The organism is uncultured Enterovirga sp. (assembly GCF_964242715.1).
Taxonomy (GTDB): Bacteria; Pseudomonadota; Alphaproteobacteria; order Rhizobiales; family Beijerinckiaceae; genus Enterovirga.
The window spans coordinates 29468-52836 of record NZ_CAXTAZ010000021.1 but is presented as its reverse complement, the minus strand read 5'-3'; the positions used below and the strand labels follow the sequence as shown (position 1 = coordinate 52836).

At 68.6% G+C, this 23369-nt stretch carries 21 protein-coding genes; 10 read left to right on the top strand and 11 right to left on the bottom strand.

Going from position 1 to position 23369, the window contains the following annotated elements; all coding sequences use genetic code 11:
• Window positions 1-4: 4 nt before the first annotated feature.
• Window positions 5-775: an adenylyl-sulfate kinase gene (locus ACFE87_RS12345; RefSeq protein WP_375459933.1), complete on the bottom strand. Its 771-nt coding sequence runs from the start codon at window positions 773-775 to the stop codon at window positions 5-7.
• Window positions 776-879: 104 nt separating this feature from the next.
• Window positions 880-1764, bottom strand: a complete 885-nt coding sequence (locus ACFE87_RS12340; protein ID WP_375459932.1) for an alpha/beta fold hydrolase — start codon at window positions 1762-1764, stop codon at window positions 880-882.
• A 290-nt stretch (window positions 1765-2054) separates the two neighbouring features.
• Between ACFE87_RS12340 and ACFE87_RS12335 the strand changes: the two genes are divergently transcribed.
• Window positions 2055-3341 carry a hypothetical protein gene (locus ACFE87_RS12335; protein WP_375459931.1) on the top strand — a complete coding sequence of 429 codons (1287 nt, stop codon included), beginning with the start codon at window positions 2055-2057 and terminating at the stop codon, window positions 3339-3341.
• Between the two features lie 189 nt (window positions 3342-3530).
• Window positions 3531-3707 carry a hypothetical protein gene (locus ACFE87_RS12330; RefSeq protein WP_375459930.1) on the top strand — a complete coding sequence of 59 codons (177 nt, stop codon included), beginning with the start codon at window positions 3531-3533 and terminating at the stop codon, window positions 3705-3707.
• Between the two features lie 36 nt (window positions 3708-3743).
• Here ACFE87_RS12330 and ACFE87_RS12325 read toward each other — a convergent pair whose 3' ends face one another.
• Window positions 3744-5606 carry an ABC transporter ATP-binding protein gene (locus ACFE87_RS12325; RefSeq protein ID WP_375459929.1) on the bottom strand — a complete coding sequence of 621 codons (1863 nt, stop codon included), beginning with the start codon at window positions 5604-5606 and terminating at the stop codon, window positions 3744-3746.
• 10 nt (window positions 5607-5616) lie between these two features.
• Window positions 5617-6774 (bottom strand): beta-glucosidase, encoded by a 1158-nt coding sequence (locus ACFE87_RS12320; RefSeq protein ID WP_375459928.1) that lies wholly within the window; start codon window positions 6772-6774, stop codon window positions 5617-5619.
• A 338-nt stretch (window positions 6775-7112) separates the two neighbouring features.
• Here ACFE87_RS12320 and ACFE87_RS12315 point away from each other — a divergent pair, with 338 nt between their 5' ends.
• The 3 genes from ACFE87_RS12315 to ACFE87_RS12305 all read left to right on the top strand — a co-directional run bounded on the left by ACFE87_RS12315 (window position 7113) and on the right by ACFE87_RS12305 (window position 10106).
• Window positions 7113-7649 carry a ferritin-like domain-containing protein gene (locus tag ACFE87_RS12315; RefSeq protein WP_375459927.1) on the top strand — a complete coding sequence of 179 codons (537 nt, stop codon included), beginning with the start codon at window positions 7113-7115 and terminating at the stop codon, window positions 7647-7649.
• Window positions 7650-7758: 109 nt separating this feature from the next.
• On the top strand, window positions 7759-9243 hold the full coding sequence (locus ACFE87_RS12310; RefSeq protein WP_375459926.1) for a hypothetical protein: 1485 nt from the start codon (window positions 7759-7761) through the stop codon (window positions 9241-9243).
• A gap of 11 nt (window positions 9244-9254) precedes the next feature.
• Entirely contained in the window at window positions 9255-10106 is an 852-nt protein-coding gene (locus tag ACFE87_RS12305; RefSeq protein ID WP_375459925.1) for a 3-keto-5-aminohexanoate cleavage protein, read from the top strand.
• Between the two features lie 57 nt (window positions 10107-10163).
• On the opposite strand, the gene ACFE87_RS12300 is transcribed toward ACFE87_RS12305, so the two are convergent.
• The 7 genes from ACFE87_RS12300 to flgF all read right to left on the bottom strand — a co-directional run bounded on the left by ACFE87_RS12300 (window position 10164) and on the right by flgF (window position 16810).
• Window positions 10164-11051, bottom strand: coding sequence for an MBL fold metallo-hydrolase (locus ACFE87_RS12300; protein ID WP_375459924.1), 888 nt, complete (start codon window positions 11049-11051; stop codon window positions 10164-10166).
• Window positions 11052-11333: 282 nt separating this feature from the next.
• Entirely contained in the window at window positions 11334-12791 is a 1458-nt protein-coding gene (locus ACFE87_RS12295; RefSeq protein WP_375459923.1) for a sensor histidine kinase, read from the bottom strand.
• On the bottom strand, window positions 12788-13345 hold the full coding sequence (locus tag ACFE87_RS12290; RefSeq protein ID WP_375459922.1) for an O-acetyl-ADP-ribose deacetylase: 558 nt from the start codon (window positions 13343-13345) through the stop codon (window positions 12788-12790). Before ACFE87_RS12290 ends, ACFE87_RS12295 begins: the two co-directional genes overlap by 4 nt.
• Before the next feature lie 108 nt (window positions 13346-13453).
• Window positions 13454-14200 carry a flagellar basal body L-ring protein FlgH gene (gene flgH / locus ACFE87_RS12285; protein WP_375459921.1) on the bottom strand — a complete coding sequence of 249 codons (747 nt, stop codon included), beginning with the start codon at window positions 14198-14200 and terminating at the stop codon, window positions 13454-13456.
• Between the two features lie 35 nt (window positions 14201-14235).
• On the bottom strand, window positions 14236-15243 hold the full coding sequence (flgA, locus tag ACFE87_RS12280) for a flagellar basal body P-ring formation chaperone FlgA (protein ID WP_375459920.1): 1008 nt from the start codon (window positions 15241-15243) through the stop codon (window positions 14236-14238).
• A gap of 10 nt (window positions 15244-15253) precedes the next feature.
• Window positions 15254-16045, bottom strand: a complete 792-nt coding sequence (gene flgG / locus ACFE87_RS12275; protein ID WP_375459919.1) for a flagellar basal-body rod protein FlgG — start codon at window positions 16043-16045, stop codon at window positions 15254-15256.
• Between the two features lie 18 nt (window positions 16046-16063).
• Window positions 16064-16810 (bottom strand): flagellar basal-body rod protein FlgF, encoded by a 747-nt coding sequence (gene flgF, locus ACFE87_RS12270; protein WP_375459918.1) that lies wholly within the window; start codon window positions 16808-16810, stop codon window positions 16064-16066.
• Window positions 16811-17093: 283 nt separating this feature from the next.
• Between flgF and fliL the strand changes: the two genes are divergently transcribed.
• The 5 genes from fliL to ACFE87_RS12245 all read left to right on the top strand — a co-directional run bounded on the left by fliL (window position 17094) and on the right by ACFE87_RS12245 (window position 23367).
• Entirely contained in the window at window positions 17094-17585 is a 492-nt protein-coding gene (gene fliL / locus ACFE87_RS12265) for a flagellar basal body-associated protein FliL (RefSeq protein WP_375459917.1), read from the top strand.
• Window positions 17586-17614: 29 nt separating this feature from the next.
• The gene (locus ACFE87_RS12260) at window positions 17615-18667 is read left to right on the top strand and encodes a FliM/FliN family flagellar motor switch protein (protein WP_375459916.1); all 1053 of its coding nucleotides are present in this window, start codon (window positions 17615-17617) and stop codon (window positions 18665-18667) included.
• A complete protein-coding gene (locus tag ACFE87_RS12255) occupies window positions 18664-19137 on the top strand; it encodes a DUF6468 domain-containing protein (protein ID WP_375459915.1) in 474 nt (157 codons plus the stop codon). The genes ACFE87_RS12260 and ACFE87_RS12255 overlap by 4 nt, the downstream gene beginning before the upstream one ends.
• Complete coding sequence (locus tag ACFE87_RS12250) at window positions 19134-19904, top strand: MotE family protein (protein ID WP_375459914.1); 771 nt, start codon at window positions 19134-19136, stop codon at window positions 19902-19904. The genes ACFE87_RS12255 and ACFE87_RS12250 overlap by 4 nt, the downstream gene beginning before the upstream one ends.
• A gap of 151 nt (window positions 19905-20055) precedes the next feature.
• Window positions 20056-23367, top strand: a complete 3312-nt coding sequence (locus ACFE87_RS12245) for a hypothetical protein (RefSeq protein ID WP_375459913.1) — start codon at window positions 20056-20058, stop codon at window positions 23365-23367.
• Window positions 23368-23369: the final 2 nt, after the last annotated feature.

Below are 23369 nucleotides of genomic sequence, written 5' to 3'. Positions count from 1 at the left end.
CGCCTCACAACCCCGCGCGTTGGCGGATGCCGGTCGCGGAGATGGCCTGGAGGCCGCTGTCGAGCACGATCTGTTCCACGTTCCAGCCGACATCGCGCCCGTAGAAGACGTCCGTGATGTTCGGGACGGGGAGGACGAGGAAGCGGCCTTCGTGGATGGACATGGCCTGCTCGATGCGCTGTCGGACGTCGTGGAAGCCGAGGGGGTTCTTGGGATCCGTTCCGCCGGTGTCGCGGACCGCGATGCAGACCTGACCGACCCGGCGAAGCCCTTCCTCGATCAGTGCGCGGTGGCCATCGTGGAATGGCTGGTAGCGGCCGATGAAGAGAGCCGTCGGGGCCTTCGGATCGAAGACGGGCCGGAGCTGGCGAACGATCTGCTCGGCCCAGAATTCAGGGGCGCCTTCGGCAGTGACCCGCACGTCGGGATCGACCGGAGGCTCGAACAGCGCATTCGTGTCGGCGAACCGGCCAACCTCGATCCGGTCGACCCAGACCACGAAGCTCTCCGAGCCGAAGGCATTGCGGGTCTCCTCCGTCGGACAGACGAAATCGGCGATGGCCGTCCCCCCGGATGCGACGACCAGATCGCAGAGATGGCCCATTCTCCGGGCCTGTTCGAGGCGATCCTCGACGGAGAAGCCGAGGTCCTTGTTGATGTTGCGGCGGATGTCGTCGTTGTTGAAATGCACGGCTCCGAGCCGCGGCGCCAGAGCCTCCGACAGGCGGGTCTTGCCCGCTCCCGGAAGGCCCATGACAAGGATCTTGCGCGCCATCCTGAAAACCTCCCTACGATTTCGATGATAGGCCCGCACTAAGTTCGATGGGGAGCGGATGCAACCCGGTGCAACCCCGGATCAAGTCGGACCCTCCTTGCTCGTTACGGTTTCATCCCGGTGATCGAGGCTGCGAGCGAGCGGGGATCCCGCATCGGCCAGCGTCCGCTATCCACCTGGGCGAGGAAGGTGCCGAGAAGGCGGTTATACTCGTCCGGCTCCTCGATGTTGATCGTGTGGCCGGAATTCGGGATCACCGACAACGCCGCCGACGGGATGTTCTGCTTCATCAGGATACTGGGAAGCAGGCAGGGCCAATCCTCGTCGCCGGTGATGATGAGGGTCGGGACGGTCAAGGCTCGCATCTCGTCCACGAGTTCGTAGAGTGACGGCCGCTCCTTCTGCACGCCGAGCTGCGTGTTGGCCGAGCCGAGGGCGGAATGCTGGGACAGCATGTCCCTGAACTCGGCGAAGCCACGCGGATCCTTGTTCTCGAACTGCACCCTGGTCGGTCCATAGGCGTACCGGTCCGCGAAGGCCTCCATGCCGTCCCGCTTGAGGGCGGCCGCGATCACGTCGGCTTCGCCGCGGAAGCGTTCGCGCTGGTCGAGTTCGGCGCCGTAGCCGCATCCGCCGACACAGAGCGAACGGGCCTTGCCGGGGTGGCGAAATCCGAAATGCAGCGTGGCGAAGCCTCCCATCGAGAGCCCGACCACATGCGCCTTCTCCTCCCCGAGATGGTCGAGAACGGCCGCGATGTCGTCGGCCGCCTGCGCCTGCGAATAGGAACTCGCCTGTTCCGGCACGTCGGAGGGCGGATAGCCCCGAGCCGCGAAGGCGACGCAGCGGTAGCGCCGCCCGAAATGCCGCATCTGCGGTTCCCAGCTCTCGTGGCTGCCCGCGAACTCGTGGACGAAGATGACGGTTCGGCCGGAGCCGGTCTCCTCGTAATAGAGCCTGACGCCGTCGGAGGCGATCGCGTGCGGCATATCGGTTCCTCGATGTTGCGAGGAGGCAATTCTATGCCGTCCGGCGAACCGGGGCGCCAGCCGCCCCGGCTCATGCCGAGTCGAGGCCGCGGCCGATCCGGCATCCATGTGATGAGCGCCAGGCTGCCTTGAGAGTGCCGATTCGCCTCCGGGGTCGTTGGTGACTGTACCGACGCCGCTCGCGCCCCCCGATGAAAACGCCGTTCGTAAGTCGAGCCCGGAGTGTCGATCGGTCATGACGCGGCCTGCATTTCGCTTAAGGGTCGAGGTCTCGACCGCCGGAGGTTTGCTTGAAAGTCGTTCTGGGCGCGCTCCTGGCGCTGTTCGTGGTCGGTGCCCAGCCTGTCGGCGCCATGTCCATCGATGCGCAGGTGCGGCTGCTGGGCGGCTTTCAGCCGCGCGCGGCCGATCTCGGCGACCCCGCCGTGCAGGCGATCACGGCGAGCACGGCCTGGAGAAAGGCGTCCGAGACGGGCTCCTTGAACGGGGTCTTGCGGGAACAGGCCGTGCTGCCGAAGCTGATCGGCGACCGGCGCCGCGCCTGGGCGGACGAGTCGCCGAGCCGGACCTTGTTCTCACCGAAGTCGCGCGCGCAGATGAGCGAGTTCTTCGCGCGCAATCTCGGACCCGCCTCGACCGAGACCCGAAACCTGCTCTATCTTTTCGGCGGGCCGGACGTGCTCTATCCGAACCTTCTCTTCCCCAATGTCGAGCATCTCGTGCTCGTCGGGCTGGAGAGGCCGGGCCAGGTCTTCTCGCCGCAAGATCTTGTCCAGTCCAAGACGCTCGACGCCACGATGGGGCGCGTCGCGCGAGCCTACAACGCGCTGATGCGGCTCAGCTATTACATCACGACCGCCATGGCCAAGGAGCTCACCGAATTCGGGACCTCGACGATGATCGCCGTCGGATTGGCGGCGAATGACTTCGAGATCCTGGCAGTCGAGCCCGTCGCCATCGACTCGGCCGGGCAGTTGCGCGTGAGCACTGATCGATCGAACGGCGTTCGCGTCCGGTTCCGCAAGCCGAACGGCCGCGAGGGCGACGTCACCTATTTCCGCATGGACCTCAGCGACCAGAACCTTCAGCGCAATCCCGACTTCATGAAGTTCCTCGAAGGCAGCCGCTTCGACACCGCCTATTACAAGGCCGCGAGCTTTGTCTCCTCCAGCCGCGAGTTCGACGGGCTGAACAAGTTCGTCATCGGCCAGGTGAAACACGTCGTACAGAACGACGACGGCATTCCCTTGCGGGCCTTCAAGGACACGGCGTCGTCCTGGAGCTTGCGGTTGTTCGGCCATTACACGCGCCCGCATAAGCAGTTCGGGACGAGCGGCCCGCAGAACGACTTGAAAAGCACCACCGGAGCGGCTCTCTGCCGGACGGCTTCGAAGGACGACAAGGACCTCTGGCGGAAGCTATGGAGCGACGGCTGCCGGGCCAAGCCGGCCTACGACTTCGCCGCGCTGGACTGGATCGGCCCGATCCCGTTCCGCTACGGCTATGGCGCAGTCGGCGGCCCACGCACCGACGATCCCGATCGTTTCAGCACCCTGATGGTCTTCGACCGGAAGTAGGGCGTCGTCGTTCGCACCCGGACGGAAGACGGGAGCGGGGCACACAGATCGGGCTGGCGAGTTGAGCCGATGACCCGACCGACGGGCCATCCTCGCCCGTCCTCACCAGCAGACGAGCGCGAGCGGCTCCGGTCGTTGGCCACCGCGCTTGCCGCCCGTGGGATCGGTTCATCGCTGGCGGAGACCATCATGAGCACATCGAAACGCGCTAACCTCGGCATCGCCGCCCTGTCGATTCTCGTCCTCGTCGTGGCCTTCGTAGGATACCGGTACACGCAATACGGCCGGGCCGAAGCTCCGGCGCCGGGACAGCCGGCCAATGTCGACCAGAAGCCCCCGGAGGCCTACAAGCCGCGCCCGCAATGACGGGGCGGGCTGGTGATCAGGCCAGCCGGTCGGGACCTACCCGGTCGCCGAGGCCCGGTGTGCGGCGGGCCTGATGCTCTCCTCGCCCTCAGCCGACGCCGGGGGAACTTCGTAGATCGACAGCCCGCGGGCCTGGAGGCGCCACATGCGCCGGTAGAGCCCGTCTTCCGCCAGAAGCTGGCCCGGGGGGCCGTCCTGCACCACGCGGCCGTCCTGGATGACGATGACCCGGTCGAAGGTGGCGAGCGTCGACAGGCGGTGGGCCACCGCGACCACGGTCCGACCCTTCATCTGGTTCATCACCGAATTCTGGATCTGGATCTCGGATTCGGTGTCGAGCGCAGAGGTTGCCTCGTCGAGAATGATGATCGGCGCGTTCTTCAGGAAGGCGCGCGCGATTCCGACCCGCTGGCGCTGGCCGCCCGAAAGACGCATCCCGCGCTCCCCGACGATCGTGTCATATGCCTCGGGCAGCGTGGCGACGAAGGCCTCGCAATTCGCCGACCTCGCGGCCGCGACGACCTCCTCGTCGGTGGCGGAGGGCCGCGCGAAGCGGATGTTGTCGCGCACGTTGCGATGAAAAAGGCCGATCTCCTGGGGCACCACGGCAAGCGCGGCGCGCAGGGAATCCTGCGTGACACGGTCGATGGGCTGCCCGTCGATCAGGATACAGCCCCGGTCGACGTCGTAGAGCCGCTGCAGCAGGTGGACGAGGGTCGACTTGCCGGCACCCGATGGACCGACGATCCCAACCTTCTGACCACCCGGAATGACGAGGCTGAGCTCATGGGTCGCGTCTCGGGCGCCGTCGCCGGCATAGGAGAAGCTGACATCCTTGAATTCGATGGTGCCGGTCGAGGGCCGCAGAGGGGGCGCATCCGACTGGTCGAGGACGGTCTGCTTCTGGCCGATCGTGCTCAAGGTCTCGTCGATGAAGCCGACCTGACGGCCGATATCCACGAGCGAGAGCGCGAGGTCGCGGGAGGAATGCAGGATCCGGAAGGTCAGGGTGGAGACCACGACCACGTCGCCGGGCGTGATGCCGCCGGCCGTCCAGAGCGTGATGGCCCAGGCCAGCATCCCGGCCGCCGCCGCACACAGGACGACGTCGTGCAGCAGGCGCGCCTTCTCGATATGCATCCAGCTCGCGCGCTGCGCAGAGGCCTCCGCGTCAAAGGACGTCCGAAGCCGCTCGTATTCGCGTTCCCGGGCCGAGAAGGCTTTCACGGCCCACATGTTGCTGATCGTATCGACGAGCTCGCCCGCAACCGTGCCGGCGCGCCCCGAATAGTCGCGGTGCGTCGGCCGTCCTCGTTCGCCGAACCAGATCAGCAGCCAGGTGACCAGGATGACGGAAAAGGCGAGGGCGCCCGTCATTCCAAGGTTGATCGAGCTGAAGATGATCAGGGCGCCGAGAAAGTCGATGCAGGGCGGAACGACGCGCCAGACCAACGTATTGACGAACGCACCGAAATTGCCGGCCGTCGCCGTGATGCGTTGGCCGAGGGAGCCGGCCAGGTTGTCGGCGAAATATCGCATCGGCTGACGATTGAGATACTCGAACAGGTCGAGCCGCATCTCGACGCCGGCATCGACCGTCGTCCGGCAGGTCAGCCAGCCGACGAGTCGCCAGCATAGATTCTCGAAGGCGATCAGACAGACGAAGAACGCCAGGACCGTCCAGACGGCGTTCTTACCCTCGGCCGGGCCCGCCATGACGTCGACGAGGAGCTTGATAACATACTGGACGCTGACGGCCGCTCCGGCCGCGCTGACGACCCCGACCCCGAGCACGAGGAAGACGCTGCTTCGGACCCGAACGTAATGGAACAGGAAGCGGCCCGGGGAGGTGAGATGCCGGCCGATATCCTCGGTCCGGTCGGAGCCGGCCGCCATCATGCGAGCCCCATCAGGCGGCTTCGCTCAGCTTGGGCGCTGCGTGGCGCCGTGCGGAACTCCGGACGTCCTTCACGAGGGCGCGCTGCACCCCGAGCTCCGTTGCCAGCGGGCCATAGACCGTCCTGGTGCCTGTCTCGTCCGGCCCCGAGAGTAGCCCGGTCGCGCAGGCCCGGCCATTCTCCCATCCCTGATATTCCAGGATGGGATAGATGCAGACACCGTCGCAAGGCACGCCGAGGCGGCTCGCCTCGCGCACCTCGCCGCAGACATAATGCAGCCAGGAGGCGCGGCCGGATCCCTCGGCACCCGTCTCCGCGAGCAGCAGCGGCTTTTCGAACCGACCCCACCATTCCTGCATGATGACGCTGAGCGGCCGGAAGGCATGGTGTCCGAGCGGGATCGTCAGCCCGCCGTAATACCATTGATTGTCGGGATAGAAATTCAGACCGATCACGTCGATGACGTCCGGGCTTCCACCCAGTTCTGGCTCTTTCCGACCCAGGAGGAGATCGATGGCTTCGAACTGCGACAAACGATTGAACTCGGCGCTGGCGACATGGTCGGGCTCGGCATTCCCACCTGGATCGATATGGATCGCCGGTTCGGCGCAGATGAAGCGTGCGCCCGGCACGGCGTCCCGCACCGCCCGCGTCGCCGCGATGCAGGCTCGGACGAGTTGCCGCTTCAATTCGCCGCCTCGCCCATGGGCGCACGGCCCAAACCGCCCGACCTCGCCGCCCGCCCAGGACCAGAACGAAATCTCGTTCACGGCGCAAAAGGTGGGCGGTGCTCCGCTGATGTCGGCGATGACGAGCGCGGCCTCGCGGGCGAACCTTGCGAACCGATCCGGAAAGTGAGGCGACCAGATGTCGATGTGGGTTGGCAACCCGTAATGGCAGAGGTCCCAAACCACCTGCATACCGACTTGTCGGGCCGCATGCGCCATCGGCAGCAGGCTGGACCAGTCGTAGCGACCCGGCTCGGCCTCGATCAGATGCCAACGGATCCCGTCGCGCGCCGACCGAATGTCATGATCGATGAGGAGGCGGTAGTCCGACGCCGCGAACCGGTCGTGACCGGTCGAGCGAAGGAGATCCAGCCTGTTGGCGTCGGGTCTCGTGTGGCACGAGCACTCGAAGCCGCCGAGGAAGAAGCTGGCGAAACTCACCGATACCCTTACCGTACATCCGACATGACACAATGTGTCCTGTGCGACTTGGTTCGCACCCTTTGAGACGAGGGCCGCGACGGTACGGCACCCGACGGAGTGGTTGGCCTGCGCCTTCGGCAGCTCGGCATTCAGAAATCGTACCAAGCGTTGTTTGCATTTCCAAGACGCCGGCTCATGCCCGGCCTGATGGTCTGTCGTGCTTGTGACGGCAGCTCGATTGCCAGTTGCACTTGCGACGAGGGTACGTTTCCAGTCGGTCTCTAGGCAGCGTTCGGTGCGTAGGAACCCGACCTCGCGGCTCGGGTTCGTTCCTCAACAACCGCAGGAATCCCGCCATGGCCGCCTCACTCGGAAGCTCCGCAGGGTCAGACGCGATGCTCGACCTCTATGTGGTCGGGCTGAAGAATGCGCATGCCCTGGAGAAATCAGCGACGCAATTGCTGGAGCGGCAAATCGAGCGGGTGGAGAATTATCCGGAGGTCAATGCTCTGCTTCGGCGCCATCTCGGCGAGACCGAGCAGCAGATCCAGCGTCTGGACGAGATCCTGGACTCCTTCGGCGAGGAGAATCCGATGCTGAAGGACTTGGCGACGTCGATCACCGGCAATCTTGCCGCCCTTGGCCACACCGTCATGGGCGACGAAATCCTGAAGAACCACTTCGCCAACCACGCCTTCGAGAATTTCGAGATCGCCGCCTATGTGTCACTGATCACGATGGCCGAGGCGTCGGGCCGGAACGGCCATGTCGCCGCCCTGAACCTCACCCTGCAGGAGGAGCGCACCACCGCGCAGCTGCTGCATGACATGACCCCGGAGCTCACCCGGACCTACATGCAGCGTTCCGCTTCGGGTCAAAAGGCTGACCGCTGAGCCGCAATGCGAGGCCGTATCGCTGCGGCGTTCGGCGGTCTGACAGGGTCCGCCGGACCGGCTAAGGGCGACACCGCATCACGGCACCTCATTGCGACGGAATACGCGGTTGGACCTTCCTCTCGGCGAGCGGCAGGCGTGGCTGAGGCCAGCCATCACGGGAAACCAGACGCCCGACGGCTTCCCGAATGCGGGCACGACGGCATGGGTCCAAACCCGGCCCGGCCTGCCCTATTTCGTCACCGAGACAGGGTCGCCCTGGACACCGGTCGGCCAGAATGACGCGATCGACTGGGTCGAGTTGCGTGACCTGTTTCGGCGGCGCGATCTTCCTGGCGTCGAGGCCCATCTGCGCTGGCTTCGGGCGAGCGGCGTCAACTGCCTTCGCCTGATGCTGGAATATGCCCATCGCCGGCATCGCTATATCGAGCGGCCGGTCGGGCGTTTTGTGCCGGACATGGTCCGGCTCTGGGACGACCTCTTTCGCCTTTGCGAGGAGATCGGCCTCAAGATCCTGCTGACGCCCTTCGACACGTTCTGGACGTGGCTGCAATGGAAGCACCACCCCTACAACGTGCTGAACGGCGGGCCTCTGAGGCGCCCGTCCGAATTCCTGCTCAGCCCGGCGACGCGCGCAGCGATCAAGGCTCGGCTCGGCTTTGCGGTCGAGCGCTGGGGCGGCAGCCACGCGCTCTTCGCGTGGGACCTCTGGAACGAAATTCACCCGGCCCAGGCTGGCGGGTCGGCGGATTGCTTCGGCGAGTTCATCCAGGACCTGAGCCATAACGTGCGCCGGCTCGAGACACGCCTGTATGGTCGAGCCCACCCGCAGACCGTCTCCCTCTTCGGTCCGGAACTCTGGTGGCGGCCGGAGATGGAATTGCGGGAGCCGATCTTCCGCCATCCCGACTTGGATTTCGCCTCCATCCACCTCTACCACCAGGGCACGATCGACGCCCCGGACAACACGGTCGACCCCGCGATCAGCACCGGTCGGATCGTTCGCGAGGCGATCGCGGAGATCCGTGACGGCCGCCCCTTCCTGGATACCGAGCACGGGCCGATCCACACCTTCAAGGACAAGCGCCGCTCCCTGCCCGAGGCCTTCGACGACGAATATTTCCGCCACATGCAATGGGCCCACCTCGCCTCGGGAGGGGCCGGCGGGGGGATGCGCTGGCCGAACCGCAAGCCCCATGTGCTGACGCGCGGCATGCGTGAGGCGCAGCGGGCGCTGTCCGACTTCCTGCCCCTCGTCGACTGGACGTCGTTTCGACGGAAGAACCTGAACCGGGAGATCAGGGCGCTCTCGTCGGACATCGCCGTGTTCGGCTGCGCCGACGAGCGCCAGGCGGTGATCTGGCTTCTTCGCCGCAACACCATCGGGGCGGACGGCCTCCTCCGGAAGGACGTCGCCCCGACCTCGACGACGATCAGGATTCCGGGGCTTGCGGCCGGCACCTACGCGGCGACGGGCTGGAACACGACGGACGGAGCAATGGCCTGGAATCAGGAGGTCTCGACGGAGGCCGCCCTGATGCTGAATGTCCCGCCCTTCGCCGCGGATATCGCGATCGCGGTGCGGCCGGTCTGAGAGGGCATGTCATGGCGGCAGGCGAGGGGATTCCCAGCGAGACCTGGCTCGAGGTGGCGCTCAACGGGCCGTGGGGACCGGACCTCCAGCCCGGGGCGCCGGTCAGCGTCGAGGCGATCATCCGCGAGGGGATCGAGGTGGCGGAAGCCGGCGCCGCGATCATCCACTTTCACGCGTATGACGAGGCGACCGGTCGACAGAGGGACGACTGGGATATCTATGCCCGCATCATCGAGGGGATCCGTTCACGGGTCGACATCATCGCCTACCCGACCATCCCGCTCGCCGGTTCCGGCCTAGGCTCCTACGAACCCAGCGCGGCCGCCGACCGGTACCGCCACGTGGAGGAGCTCGCGCGGCGCGGACTCATCGAATGGACGGTCTGCGATCCCGGGACGGTCAACTTCACGCGGTTCGACCGGATCGGGGAGGGCGATCGCGGCTTCGTCTATCTGAATCCGGGCGAGCATATCCGGGAAGGATTGCGAATCGCGGCCGCCCATCAGATTCGGCCGAGCTACGCGATCTACGAGCCCGGCTTCGCCCGGCTCGGAGCGGGGCTCGCCACAGACGACATCCCGACGCCGATCTACCGCCTCATGTTCTCCGACGAATTCGCCTGGGGCTTCCCGCCGAAAGACTATGCGCTCGAAGCCTATCTGGCGCTCCTTGCCGAGGTCGCTCCCGGAGCTCCCTGGATGATCGCCGGACTGGGCGTCCACGTGGACCCGCTGATCGAGGCGACCCTCGCCCGCGGCGGCCATCTCAGGGTCGGCCTCGAGGACGCGCCGCTCGGAAGCGGCAGCTCGAACCTGGTTCTCGCCGAGGAGGCCGTCCGGCACATGCGACGGTTGGGACAGTAGCCGGCCATCGCGGCGGCGGTCCGGACCAGCTTGCAGCTTGCCGACGCTCGCCGGCCGTCACGGCGTCCGGTAGGCTAAGCCGTTCTCCACCGTCGCCGGATGGTCGAGATAGCGGCCCTGCTCGGGCAGAGCGACCCTGTCGAAGGTCCGGGCCAGGGTCTCGAGGGCGGCCGTCATCTCCGGGCCCTTCATGGCTCGGCCGTGGCCCGTGACGACGAGGCTCGGCCGAAGGGCGGCGAGGGTCTCCACTGAGGCCCGGGACTTGGCCCAGTCGATGGTGAAATAGCGTGGCGGCCCGTGCATCTCGGGACTTTGCACGGCCGCCGCATAGACCGATTCCTGCTTCGTGGTCACGAAGGCATCGCCGGCGATCAGGGCACGGTCCGTCTCGCGCCACAGAGAGACCTGGCCAGGCGCGTGGCCAGGCGTGTGCACCCAGCGCCAGCCCGGCATCGGGGGCACGCTGCCGTCGGCCGGCAAGATCCGCAGCCTCGCGGAGACGTCGACCGGGCGGGTCGGCAACAGGCTGGACAGGCTGGCGATGAGCCCGCCCCCGACGCTCGGGTCGCCGGGCGGGTAGGCGGCCGTCCCATTCAGATAGGGGAGTTCCAGCTCATGGGCGTAGACGGGGACGTCCCATTCCTGCGCGAGATCCTCCAGCACGCCGACATGGTCGAAGTGACCATGCGTCAGGACGATCGCGGACGGCCGTGCGCCGGCGCCGAACCGGGCCTCCGCGGCGGCCTTGATCTGGCGCTTGGTCCCGAACACGCCCGCATCGACCAGAACCCATCCGCGGTCCCCCGCTCCGGGCGGGCCGGAGAAGACGACATTCGCGATCAGGGTGCGCAGATAGGCGAGATCGGGCGCGATCTCATGCGTGCCGTCCGGACCCGCTCCTTCGTCGGCCCGGGCCTCCTCACTGAGCGGGACTTGCTGGGTCATCGCGCTCGTCTCCCATTCCGCGGCCAGCATCGCGGCGATCTGGTTGCGGACAGACTCAGGCCTGTCCGAACCGACGCCGGTTGGCATATCGGAACCCGTCGGACCGGCCTTCGTTCACGCGCTCGCTTGAACGTTCGGAGGAAGACGGTCCGACCCTGGCGTCACCCGAGGGCGCCCGCTCCTCGTCTGAGGAGCGACAAAGGGTATGCGGACTGAAAGCCCCATTTCGAGGGCGACCGGCCGAAGCGCTGGAAAGCCTGTCTTCCGCCCGGCATCGGGTGATCACGCCTCGGCGGGTCGGTCCGGGATGGTGATGAGAAAGCTCGCGCCGCCTTGCGAACCGCTATCGAGCACGATCGTGCCCCTGTGCAGGCGAACGAGTTCGTCCGCGACCGGCAGGCCCAGCCCCGTTCCGCCGGCCTGGTCGGAAGCCTGAAAGGCGCTGAACAGGCGGTCCCTGATCCGCTCCGGGATGCCCGGGCCGTTATCCGACACGCGCAGGATGACCACCCCGTTCCGGCGTTCGCCTGCGATGGCGAGCGCAGCGTTTCGGGTGTCTGCGCGCGACAATGCCTCGACGGCATTGCGGAGCAGGTTCAGGAGCACGCGCGCCAGCTGATCTGGATCGGCATCGATCACGAGATCGTCCGGCATCGACACGGTGACCGCGACCTTGCTGCTGTCGGTCAGGGCCGAGAGGTCGAGCTGCTCCTCGACCAGGGGCCTTACCCGGATGCGTTTTCGTTGCGGCGGGCGCTCTCCGGCCCGCCCATAGGCGAGGGTCGCGCCGCAGAAGTCGATCGCCCTCGCCAGGGTACGGACCAGGCGTGGCGCGATGCGGCGCACGGTCGGATCCTCCAGCTCGCCGAGCCGGTCGCCCAGGAGCTGCGCCGTCGTCAGCATGTTCCGAAGCTCGTGATTGATCTTGCTGACCGCGAGGCCGAGATCGGCGAGATGGCGCTTCTGGCGCAACTCGCCGGCGAGCGCCGTCTCCATCCGGGCGAGCGCCTCCTCGGCTCGACCGATCTCGTCCTGCCTGAGCGAGGGACGGATGATCCGTGACGCGTCCTCCGGGTCGCGGGCGAAATCCTCGATATTGCCGGCGAGACGCCGGACCGGGCGCACCACGATAAGGTGAAGTGCGAGATAGAGCAGCGCGCCCGTGATCGCGGATATCGCCAGCGAGATGAGCAGAAAGTTTCGGGTGAAGCCGATGACGGCATGCCGAAGCGGTGCCTCGTCGGTGATGATTTCGACCCATTCGACGCCCGTCACGCCGGGCACGCCGGGACCGATGATCCGGATGACGTTAGGCTTGTTGGTCAACAGGGTGCGGGCGACACCCCGGAGAGGTCCCCACCAGGGAGCCTCACGCATGTCGATGGTCAGCGACGCCGGCGGTGGAGCCTCTCCCGCGCGTTCCAGGAGCCATCGGGTTCCAGGCCCACGGACGCCGATGGCCTGCGCTCCCTTGATGCCGGCGAGGAGCTTCGTCTCCAGCTCGGGCGAGAGCGCTTCGGGAGACGTGGCCGAGAGCGCGAGCGCGACCATCTGCGCGCCCATGATGCGATCCGTGATCAGGCTGCGTCGAAAGCTCGCCACGGAGGGCAGATAGATCATCACCTCCGCCAGCATGACGAACAGCATGGTGAGAAGGATCAACCGGCCCGACAGGCCGATGCGGCGCCCCGGTAGCCAGGCGGCCCTCGTCTCCTCTCCGCGGGAAGCAATCGTGGTCATGAGGACGACGGGGCCGTTTCGATGCGGAGCATCTCCGAATGAAGCAACGCGCTGGCGGCGCTGAAGCAACACAGCACAATCAACGCGGCACCGCTATGTTCCGCCACATCGCGCAAGGTCCGAACCGCGATGCCGGCCGCGCGATCGGCGGGGAACCCGTATATTCCTGTCGAGATTGCCGGGAAGGCGAGGCTCCGGATCCGGTTCTCGCGGGCAATCTCGAGCGAGCGCCGGTAGCAGCTCGCCAGGACGTCGGCCTCCCGGTGCGTGCCGCCCCGCCAGACGGGTCCGACCGTGTGGATGACCCATCGGGCCTTGAGCCCGAAGCCCGGCGTGATCTTGGCATCTCCCGGCTCGCAGCCGCCGAGAACTCGGCAGGCGTCCGCAAGCGCTGGCCCGGCCCCGCGATGGATGGCGCCGTCCACCCCGCCGCCTCCGGCCAGGGCGGCATTCGCGGCATTCACGATCGCGTCGAGGTCGAGCGCCGTGATGTCGGCCTGCTGCACCTCGATCGTGACGCCACCGATAACTCGCGACACCGCGGGCTCGTTCATGGCGGCGTCATAACAGAAAAGCGGCCCCGGCGGGAGCACCGGGGCCGCGTTGGAGGTGTCGGCTGACGTGGGGAGCGTGCCGACACCTCCGGGGGGAAGGCGTTCGCCCTAGAAGGGCAGGATGATGTCCATGACCTGCTGGCCGTAGCGGGGCTGCTGGACGTCGGTGATCTGGCCGCGGCCGCCATAGGCGATCCGGGCCTCGGCGATCTTGGACGAATCGACCGTGTTGTCGGCCTGGATGTCCTCCGGCCGGATGATGCCCGCCACGATCAGCTCTCGGACCTCGAAATTGACCCGGATCTCCTGCTTGCCCTCGACCACGAGGTTCCCGTTCGGCAGGATTTGGGTCACGACGGCCGCGACGTTGGTCGTGAGTTCCTCCTTGCGGGTGATCGAGCCCGACCCGTCGCTGTTCGAGGTCGAGCTCGCATCGACGAGGGCGCTGGCGCTCGCGCCAGGCAGGACCTTGGTCAGCTTCGTTTCGGCGCCGAACAGGTTCGTGGCGCCGAAATTCTCGCCGTTCGAACGAGACCGCTTGGTCTCGTTGTCGAGATTGGCCTTGTCCGTCACCTTGACGTTCACGGTGACGATGTCGCCGACCTGCTGCGCACGCTGGTCCTTGAAGAAGCCGCGCGACCCCGTCCGCCAGAGCGAGTTCGCCGCGTAGGAAACCGGCTGCGGGGTCGGCATCGGCATCCGGACCGGCTTGTAGCCGGGCTGCGCGGTCGGGTCCTGGATCGCCGACAGGTCGGGCTGCGCGCCGACATTGGCGAGACGGTCGAGCGAGCCGCAGCCGGCGAGGGCGAGCGTGGCGGCGCCGAGGGCGGCGAGGCGGAGGAGGGGGCGGGTCATGGCGGATATCCGATGGGGCACGGAGCGGGGCGGGCTTACGGAGAGGGGATGGCGGCGGCGAGCCGCCCGGTCGGGGCGGTCGAGACGGAGACGCGGCCGGGACCGATCACCACCGCCTGCAGCACCTTCTTGGATTGCGGATTGGTGATGCCGACCGTGTCGCCGAGGGCGCCGCCCTCCGACACCTTGGCCCGCATGGTCAGGCTCACGCCCGGGGTCTCGTAGGTGACGGTCACGACGTCCCCCCGGGCCACGAGTTCGGGCCGGATCAGGTCGGCGGGCCGCATCAGGGCGCCGACCCCGACCGCGCGGCGGGCGACCCGGCCCTCGAGTGGCGTTCCGTCCAGGATGGCGTCGGCCGGAACGAGGTCCCGGGCGCGGCGCTCCAGGACGACGTCCGTCGACCGCACGGTCTCGCCGCGGGCGAGGGCTCGGCCGGCAACGGCCACCTCGACGAGGTCGACGGCGCTTCCTGTAACCCGAATCTGGGCCTGACGTTCGCCGGCCGAGGGCCCGATCCAGATCGTCGCCTGGACTCGCCGGCTCCGCCGGTCGAGCGTGACGTCGGTCGCCGTGACCTCGCCCGTGACGGTCGGCGCGACGACGAGCGTCGGACCGGCCCCGTCGAAGCTGATCCCGGTCGCGCTCGGGTCCATGCCGAATTGGCCAGCGAGGCGCTTCCGGATCGCCGCCTCGATCTCGCTCGCACCGACATGGCGGGCGGCGCGGGTGACGGTGACCTGCGTCCGTCCCGCGGTGTCGATCGGTCCCAATCCGAGCGTCTCCGCCGCGCCCAGGACTCGTTGCGCCTGGATCGTGCCGGACTGGCCGAGGGACGGGGCCCGGAACAAGGCCGTGCCGGCGAGGGCCGCCGGGGCATGCGCGACGAGGTCGCCGAGCGTCAGGAGGTCGCCCACGACGGTGACGTCGCCGCGCAGGCTCGGGCGATCGGCCGCGCTGGCCGAGGTCGCCGCGACCATGGCGAAGATGGCGAGGCCCGCAGCGAGGGCCGGACGGCGTTGAGGGGGATGGCGGAGGGTCATGGTTCAGCTCTCAGCCGCGGAACATCTGGCTGGCCGAGGACAGCATCTGGTCCGCCGCCGTCACCACCTTGGAATTCATCTCGTAGGCGCGCTGGGCCGCGATCAGGCTCGAGATCTCGGTCACGGCGTTGACGTTCGCCTCCTCCAGGTAGCTCTGCTGCAGGTTGCCGAATCCGTCCTGGCCGGGATTGCCGTCCACCGGCTGGCCGGACGCGGCCGTCTCGATGAACAGGTTGTCGCCGATCGCTTCGAGGCCGACCTTGTTGATGAAGCGCGAGAGCTGGAGCTGGCCCGCGATCGTCGGGGCTGTCTGGCCGGTCAGCGACGCTTGGACCTGGCCGGTCGCGCTGATCGTCACCCCGGTCGTGTTCTGCGGGATGGTGATGCCCGGTTCGAGCACGTAGCCGTCCCGCGTCACGATCTGGCCCGCATTGTCGAGGTCGAAGGAGCCGTCCCGCGTGTATGCGGTGCGGCCGTCGGGCATCCGGACCTTGAACAATCCCTCGCCCCGGACGGCGACGTCGTAGGTCTTCTCGGTCGAGGACAGGTTGCCCTGGCTCATGACGCGGGGGGTCGAACCGGTCTTCACGCCCGAGCCGAGGGCGAGGCCGGCGGGAAGCCGGGTGCCCTGGTCCGAGGTCTGGCTGCCGGCCCGGCGCAGGTTCTCGTAGAGCAGGTCCTGGAACTGGGCCTGCTGGCGCTTGTAGCCGGTGGTGCGAAGGTTCGCGATGTTGTTCGAGATGACCTGGACGTTGAGTTCCTGGGCCATCATGCCGGTGGCGGCTGCCTGGAGGGCGCGCATGCTGTGTTTCCCCGGCCCTTATGAATTCGCGGTGTCGGCGAGGCGCGACATCGCCGAGCGTTTGAGCTCGTCCATGCGGCCGATCATGGAGGCGACGCTCGAATAGGCGCGGTTCACCTCCATGAGACGGGTCATCTCCAGCACGGGCCGGACATTGGAGCGTTCCACCGCTCCGGGCTCGAGCCGTCCGGCAATGCCGGCCGGCTGAGGGGCGCTTGCCGACGAGAACACGTTCGCGCCCTCGTTGCGCAGCGCCCGCACGTCGTCGAACCGCACGAGGCGAAGTTTTCCGCGCGGCCCCTGCGTGGTCGTGACGGTGCCGTCGGGGCCGATGGCGGCGCCGGTCTCCTGCGGCGCGAAGGTGATCGGCCCGGCATCGCCGAGCACCGAATTGCCGTCATTCGTGACGAGCTGGCCGGTGGCGTCGACCTGGAAGGCGCCGGCGCGGGTGTAGCGCTCGCCGGCCTGCGTCTGGACGACGAAGAAGCTGTCGCCCTTGATCGCCGCGTCGAGCGGGTTGCCCGTCGTCTCGATCGCGCCGGAGGAGGTGTCGAGCGGCGTGCCGGCATCGATCACGAAGTCGAGCCGACGGTCCGGCCGCGAGAAGGCGTCGGCGCTGGCCTTCGCCATCAGATGGTCCTGGAAGCGCGCCGAGCGAGCCTTGAACCCATTCGTCGTGACGTTCGCCATGTTGTTGGCGATGACGTCGAGCTCCCGGCCGAGCGCCATCTGGCGCGACAGGCCGACGAGCAGCGCGTTCTCCATGAGACGCTTCCTGCATTTCCCCGCCGGCTTCTCGACGCTCCCCAGCGCGAACCCGGCATGTGAGACGGAGCAGACCGCGTGCCAGCGGCAGGTAGCGGGAGTCGGTCTCATGTTCTCAAGGGCTTACGGTCGGACGTTCGTGTCGATGGGCGAGGCCGATCCGGCTGCCCGGCAAAGCCGGACCGGCAATTCCTGCCGGGTTTAACGCACCGTTAACCCTCGACCGAGAAAGTCTTTCCCGGAAACAGCGCGAGCTGCGGCGCGGTCCGGGATGTCGAGAACCATGGCGAAAAAGGCCAAGCCGAACGCTGCGCCCGAGGGCGAGGCAGTCGAGGGCGAGAAGCCGGCCGGCCGGAAGAAGCTCGTCATCATCGTGGCGGCTGTCCTGCTTCTCGGCGGCGGGGGCGGCTGGTTCGTCATGCGCAAGCCCGCCCCGGACCAGAATGCCGCCGCGGCCAAGAAGCCCGTCGCCTTCCTGGACGTCGCCGACATGGTCGTGAACCTCGCCTCTGAGCCGAACCAGGACCGCCCCCGCTTCCTGAAGCTGAAGGTCGCGCTCGAGATGAAGGATGCCAAGATCGTCGGCGACGTGCAGCCGCTCCTCCCGCGGGTGCAGGACATCTTCCAGGTCTTCGTTCGCGAATTGCGGGCCAGCGACCTCGAAGGGTCCGGTGGCATCCATCGCTTGAGGGAAGAACTCCTGCGGCGGGTCAATCTCGCCGTCTTCCCGAGCAAGATCGACGCCGTGCTCTTCAAGGAAGTCATCGTCCAGTAGGCGTCCGGCGCCCGGAGCACGCGACAATCATGTCTGACGACGTGTCGATCGAGGCCGAGGCCGCGGCGGTGGAGGAATCCTCCCTGGCCCCGCGCCAGCCCTACGAACCCCTTCTCGACCAGCACGAGATCGATGCGCTGGTCGGTTATTCGCCGGGCGAGCAGGCACCTGCGCCCGGCCTTCGGGCGATGCTGGACGCCGGCGCCGGCCCCCGCGAAGCCCTGCCGATGCTCCCGGTCGTGTTCGGGGAAACGGTGCGGCGCCTCGGCGACAGCCTGCGCGAGCTGTTCGGCGGCGACGCGGAGGCGAGCCTCACCTCGCTCTCCACGCTCCGCTACGGCGACATCGTGGAAGAGATCGTGCTGCCCGCCCAGGTCGCGACATTCCGGGCCGAGGGCTGGGATGGTTGCGGCCTCGTCGCCATGGGTCCCGATTTCGCCTGCCTCGTCCTCGATTCGCTGCTTGGCGCCGGACGCAGCCTTTCGAACGGGCGGGTGGCCTCGAGGCCTTTCAGCGCGATCGAGCGGGCGATCCTGACGCGGCTCGCCGACGCCGTGCTCCGCGAGGCGGAGACGGCCTTCACCGAACTGGCGCCCGTCCGGTTCGTCCGCGACCGGGTCGAGGCCGATCCGCGCCTCGCCCAGATCGCCCTGCCGGGCGATGTCGCCGCCTCGGCCCGGATCACGCTCACGCTCGAAGGGCGCGCCGCGACGCTCCTCTTCGTCCTCCCGCTCGCCACACTGGAGCCCGTGCGGGCCATCTTCCGGCAGAGCTTCGCCGGGGCGAAGCAGGGCCGCGACCTCTATTGGGCGGGCCATCTGGCGACCGAGATCTGGCAGGCTTCGATCGAGGCCGAAGCCGTTCTGCACGAATGCGCCCTGCCGCTCCGCCGGGTGCTCGACCTCGGCATCGGCGACACGCTGATGTTCGACATGAAGCCGACCGACCTCGTCGAGGTCCGGTGCGGAGGCCTGTCCCTCACGCGCGGCCGGATCGGCCGCATGGAGGGCCGGATCGCCGTGCAGATCGTCGAACCCGTGCGCGCCATGCGGCGGTCCGGCCCGGAAGCGAGCCTCGCATGAGCCCCGTCCTGTCCTTCGCGGCCGACCTCCTGGTCGCGATCCTCCTCGTCGCCACGATCCTGACCTCGGTTCGCCTGTCCGGCCGGATGAAGCGCCTCAAGGCCGACGAATCCGCGATGCGGGCCACGATCGGTGAACTCCTGGTGGCAACGGATTCGGCCGAGCGCGCCATCGCGGGGCTGCGGGCGACGGTATCGGATTGCGACCGCACGCTCGGCGAGCGGCTCAGCGCGGCGGCCCACCATTCCTCCCGCCTGGCCGAGCAGGTGACGGCCGGCGAGACGGTGATCTCGCGCGTGGTGCAGATCGCGGAGCTGTCCCGCAAGCTGGAGGCTCGCGAGCCGCAGCCGGCTCCGGCCGCCGAACCGGCTCCCCGCCCTAGCGGACGCCAGGATCTCAAGGCGACCATGGAGGCCGCCCGGCTGGTCGCCGCCCGGGCGGCGCACCGGATGCAGGATCGGGCGGCGTGACGCTCGGCGGTTTCCTGTCCGGCCGGACGCGCCTCGTCGACGGCCTGATCATCGCGGCCGGTGCGCTGCTGCTTCTCAAGGGCATCGGCTTTCTCGCCGCGCCCGCGAGCCCGGAACTCGGCCCGGACGGACTGCCGCGCTTCGCCCGGGTGCTGGGCTTCGCTCGCAGCAACTACCTGCCCGTCGACCCGTCCACGACCGGATCGGTGCCGGACAAGCCCAAAGAGCCTGCCGCGCCCGCGGCTCCTGCCGAATCCCCGATGGCCGCGCCGTCGTCGGGTTCGCCGTCCGAGCGGTCCATCCTCGAGCGGCTCGGCGAACGGCGCGAGGAGCTGCAGCAGAAGGCTCGCGACATCGAAAGCCGCGAGAAGCTGCTGGAAGAGGCGGAGCGCCGCCTCGACGCGAAGACGAGCGAGGGAACGACCTCGGAAACAAAGGCGGGCCCGGCGACGCCCGCCGAGGAGAGCGAGGCGGCCGCCCTGAAGGGGCTCGTCACCATGTACGAGACGATGAAGCCGAAAGACGCCGCACGGGTGTTCGAACGGCTTCCGCATGACGTGCTGGTGCCCGTCGTGCGCCTGATCGCTCCCCGGAAGATGGCCGAGATCATGGCAGCCATGAGCTCCGAGAGCGCCGAGAAGCTGACCGTCGCGCTGGCGCGACGGCCGGGCGCCACTGACGCACGCCCCTCCGCCTCGGCCGGCCTGCCGCCCAACGAATTGCAGGCGGTCGAGCTGCCACCTCGCGCATCCCGGCCGCGTCGCTAGTTCAGGTTAAGCTCGTATTAGCCCTGACGGGCTAGCGTCCGACTGCGCCACCTCTTGCCTGGGCGGCGCCGTTCGAGAGTTCGGGTCGATGCGTAATTCCGGCCGACGGCTCGGTCGGCGATCACTCCGCACCCTCGCGTCGAGCCTCTGGTTGGCCGCGTCGCTGGCCTGCTGCGCCGGCTCCTCCTCCGCTCGCGAGCTCAAGGTCACGGGCGCGCCGATGAAGGGCTTCGCCCGGATCGAGCTCCGCTTCGACGAGATGGCCAAGGTGCGCGTACGCGCCTCGAACGGCGTCATCGTCCTCGCTTTCGACGCCCCCGCCCACGTGACAGCCGAGAAGCTCGCGGCCGAGATCGGCTCCTATGTCTCCGCCGTGCGGCGCGACCCGGACGGCACCGGGATGCGGCTCGCGCTGGTCGCCCCCGTCAGGACGAACCTGCTCGAAGCCGGAGAGCGCGTCTTTCTCGATCTCCTGCCGCCATCCTGGTCCGGCCTTCCGCCGGCGCTGCCGCCTGACGTCGTGGCCGAACTCGCCGAGCGCGCCCGGGTCGCGGAGGCCAAGGTCAAGGCGGAGGCGGAACGCCGGCAGGCGGCGCGACAGCCCGTCACTCTGCGCCTGGCCGAACTGCCGAGTCTCACGAGGCTCGTCTTCGAGCCCCCGCCCGGCACGCGCGCGCGCTGGACCACGCTCGACGGCGCGACCGAACTCGTCTTCGACGGTCTCCTCAGCCTCGACCTCGCCGGCTCGCGCCCGAAGGGCGCCTCGGGAATCGCCGAGTTCACGTCCTCGGCCGAGACGAATGCGCTCAGGGTCAAGGTCGCGACCGCGCCCGGCTATGCGCCCCATGGTTTCCGGGAAGCCGACACGCTGGTCCTCGACCTCGCAAAGCCGCAGCCCGCGCCGGCACCGCCGGCACCGACCGCGGTCTCGCCGTCGCCGCCGAAGACAGATGACCGAAGCGAGCCGCCGGTCAGGCAGGCCTCCGTCGCCGAAACACCCGTTCCCGCTGCCCCGATTGCCGTTCCTGTGCCGCCCGTATCGGCCGCCGCGCCGCCCCCAGCCGCGGAACCTCCGGCTGCCTCTGGTCCGCTTCGCCCGGTCGGCGCGCGTGACGGGGAGGGTGGGTCGATCCTGTTCCCGTTCCGGACCGGCACGCCGGCCGCGGCTTTCGCGCGGGGCGGCCGCCTCACCTTGCTCTTCGACACGCTCGATCGTCTCGATCCGGCCGCTTTGGCCTCCGCCGCCCGCGGGCTGGCGGAGGTGGCGGACGTCAGGTCCGAATCCGGCGTCGTCCAGGTCAGGCTGGTTCCCGCCGAGGGCCGCCCCGTGCGGCTCCTGCCCGAGGGGACGGGGTGGCGGCTTTGGGTCGGCGGCCAGCCGGGCCTGCCGCCGGACGACACCAGGGTGTCGCGCGCCGTCGATGCCAGTGGCAACACAGAGATCGCCGTCGGCCTCGCATCCGCCGCCGCCGTGCGTTGGACGGACGAGGAGGGCGGGGCTCGCCTCGCCGTGGTCACGGCCTCGGGCCGCCCCCAGGCCATGACCAACCCGCGCCATTTCGTGGAATTCGGCCTTCCGGCCTCGCTCCAGGGGATCGTCGTCGAGGCGCGCGCCGACGACATCTCGGTCGCGCTCGGTCGCGGCGGCATCCTGATCTCGCGGACATCCGGGCTGTCCTTGTCTCCAGTGGGCTCGTCCGGGGAGGCGAGGGGTCCGGCGCCGCCCGTCCTGAATCGCGAGGCCTGGATCCAGGACGGAGCAGGGTCGGCCAACGAACGCTACCGCGACCTCGTTGCCGAAGCCGCGGATGCGCCCCGGTCGGGCCGGGCCGAGATCCGGTTCCGGCTGGCCCGCTTCCTCCTCGCGAACGGCCTCTCGCTCGAAGCGGCGAGCGTCCTGGCCCTGGCACGCGCCGAAGACGCTGCCTTTGCGGGGCGGCGCGAGAGCGTTCTCCTCTCGGCCATCGCGTCCATACGGGCCGAGCGCCTGCGCGAGGCGCGGGGTTTCCTGGCCCACAAGACCCTCGCGGACGATCCCGAGGCGGCGCTTTGGCGTGCCGCACTCGATGCCCGCGAACGCGAATGGACGCGCGCGCTTTCCGGTTTCCGGCGCTCGGCGGAGATGCTGGCGATCTATCCCGAGGACCTCTCGGGCTGGCTCCGGCTGCTTGCGCTTCGGGCAGCCCTGGAGACGGGGGACGTCGCGTCCGCCGAGACAGCCATGGCCGGGATCGACCGGCTCCCGGCCGGCTCGGTCGGTCGCGACGAGCATGAGCTCGCCCGGGCCCGGGTCGACGAGGCCGCGGGCCGCCGCGAGGCGGCTTTGAAGAGCTACGACCGGCTTGCGGAAGAGGCTGCTCGGCCGGCCGCGGCCGAGGCCCTGCTCCGCGGCACGGCCCTCGCCGTTCGGCTGGACCGCCTACCGGCCGCGGAGGCGACGCCCCGTCTCGAACTCCTCTCCGTGGCCTGGCGCGGCGATGAGGTCGAGCTCGGCACGCTGGTCGAACTCGCAAGGCTCTATGCCGCCGAGGGGCGCTGGCGCGACATGTTCGCGACCACGCAACGGGCGAACCGCAGCTTTCCGAACCACGAGCTGACTCGGACCCTCTACGACGATACCGCTCGACGGTTCGAGGGCCTCCTGCTCGGCGAGACCCCGGTCAAACTGTCCGCCGTCGACATTCTCGCGCTCTATTACGACTTCAAGGAACTCGCCCCGATCGGCCGGCGCGGCGACGAGATCGTCCGGCGGCTCGCCGACCAGCTCGTCGAACTCGACCTCCTCGACCAGGCGGCAGACCTGCTGCAGCACCAGGTCGACAAGCGGCTGACGGGCGCCGCCCGGGCCGCCGTTGCGGCGCGTCTCGCCGCCATTCGGCTGATGAGCGGCAAGCCGGCCTTGGCGCTGGCCGCGCTCCATGCCACGCGGCTGGCGGAATTGCCGGCCAGCGTCCGCAAGTTCCGCCTCCTTCTTGAGGCGAAGGCTGAGGCCGACCAGACCCGGACGGACCTCGCGCTCGAGATCGTCGAGGGCGAGAGCGGGGTCGATTTCGCGAGGCTGCGGGCCGGCATCCTGTTCGGGGCCCGGCGCTGGAGGGAGGCCGGCGACGCGTCGGAGGGACTCGTCGGCAGGCGCGGGGAGGGCGCCGATCCGCTGTCGGAGAGGGACCGTTCCGACGTCATACGGGCCGCCGTCGCCCACGCCCTGGCCGAGGAGCCGGTGGCCCTCGACCGGCTTCGCTCGAAATTCGTGGCCAAGATGGCGGACAGCCCGGACGCCAAGACCTTCGAGTTCCTGCTCCAGCCCGGTGCCGCGCGGGCGCGGGATTTCAGGGCGGTGATGCGGGACGTCGGAAAGGCGGACAGCCTTCGCCGGCTCCTGACCGACTGGTCGGGCGCGATCGCGCCGCCAGACGGGCTCCCGGCAGCGGAGGCGGTCCAGGCCGGCCGGCGCGCCGGCTAGAC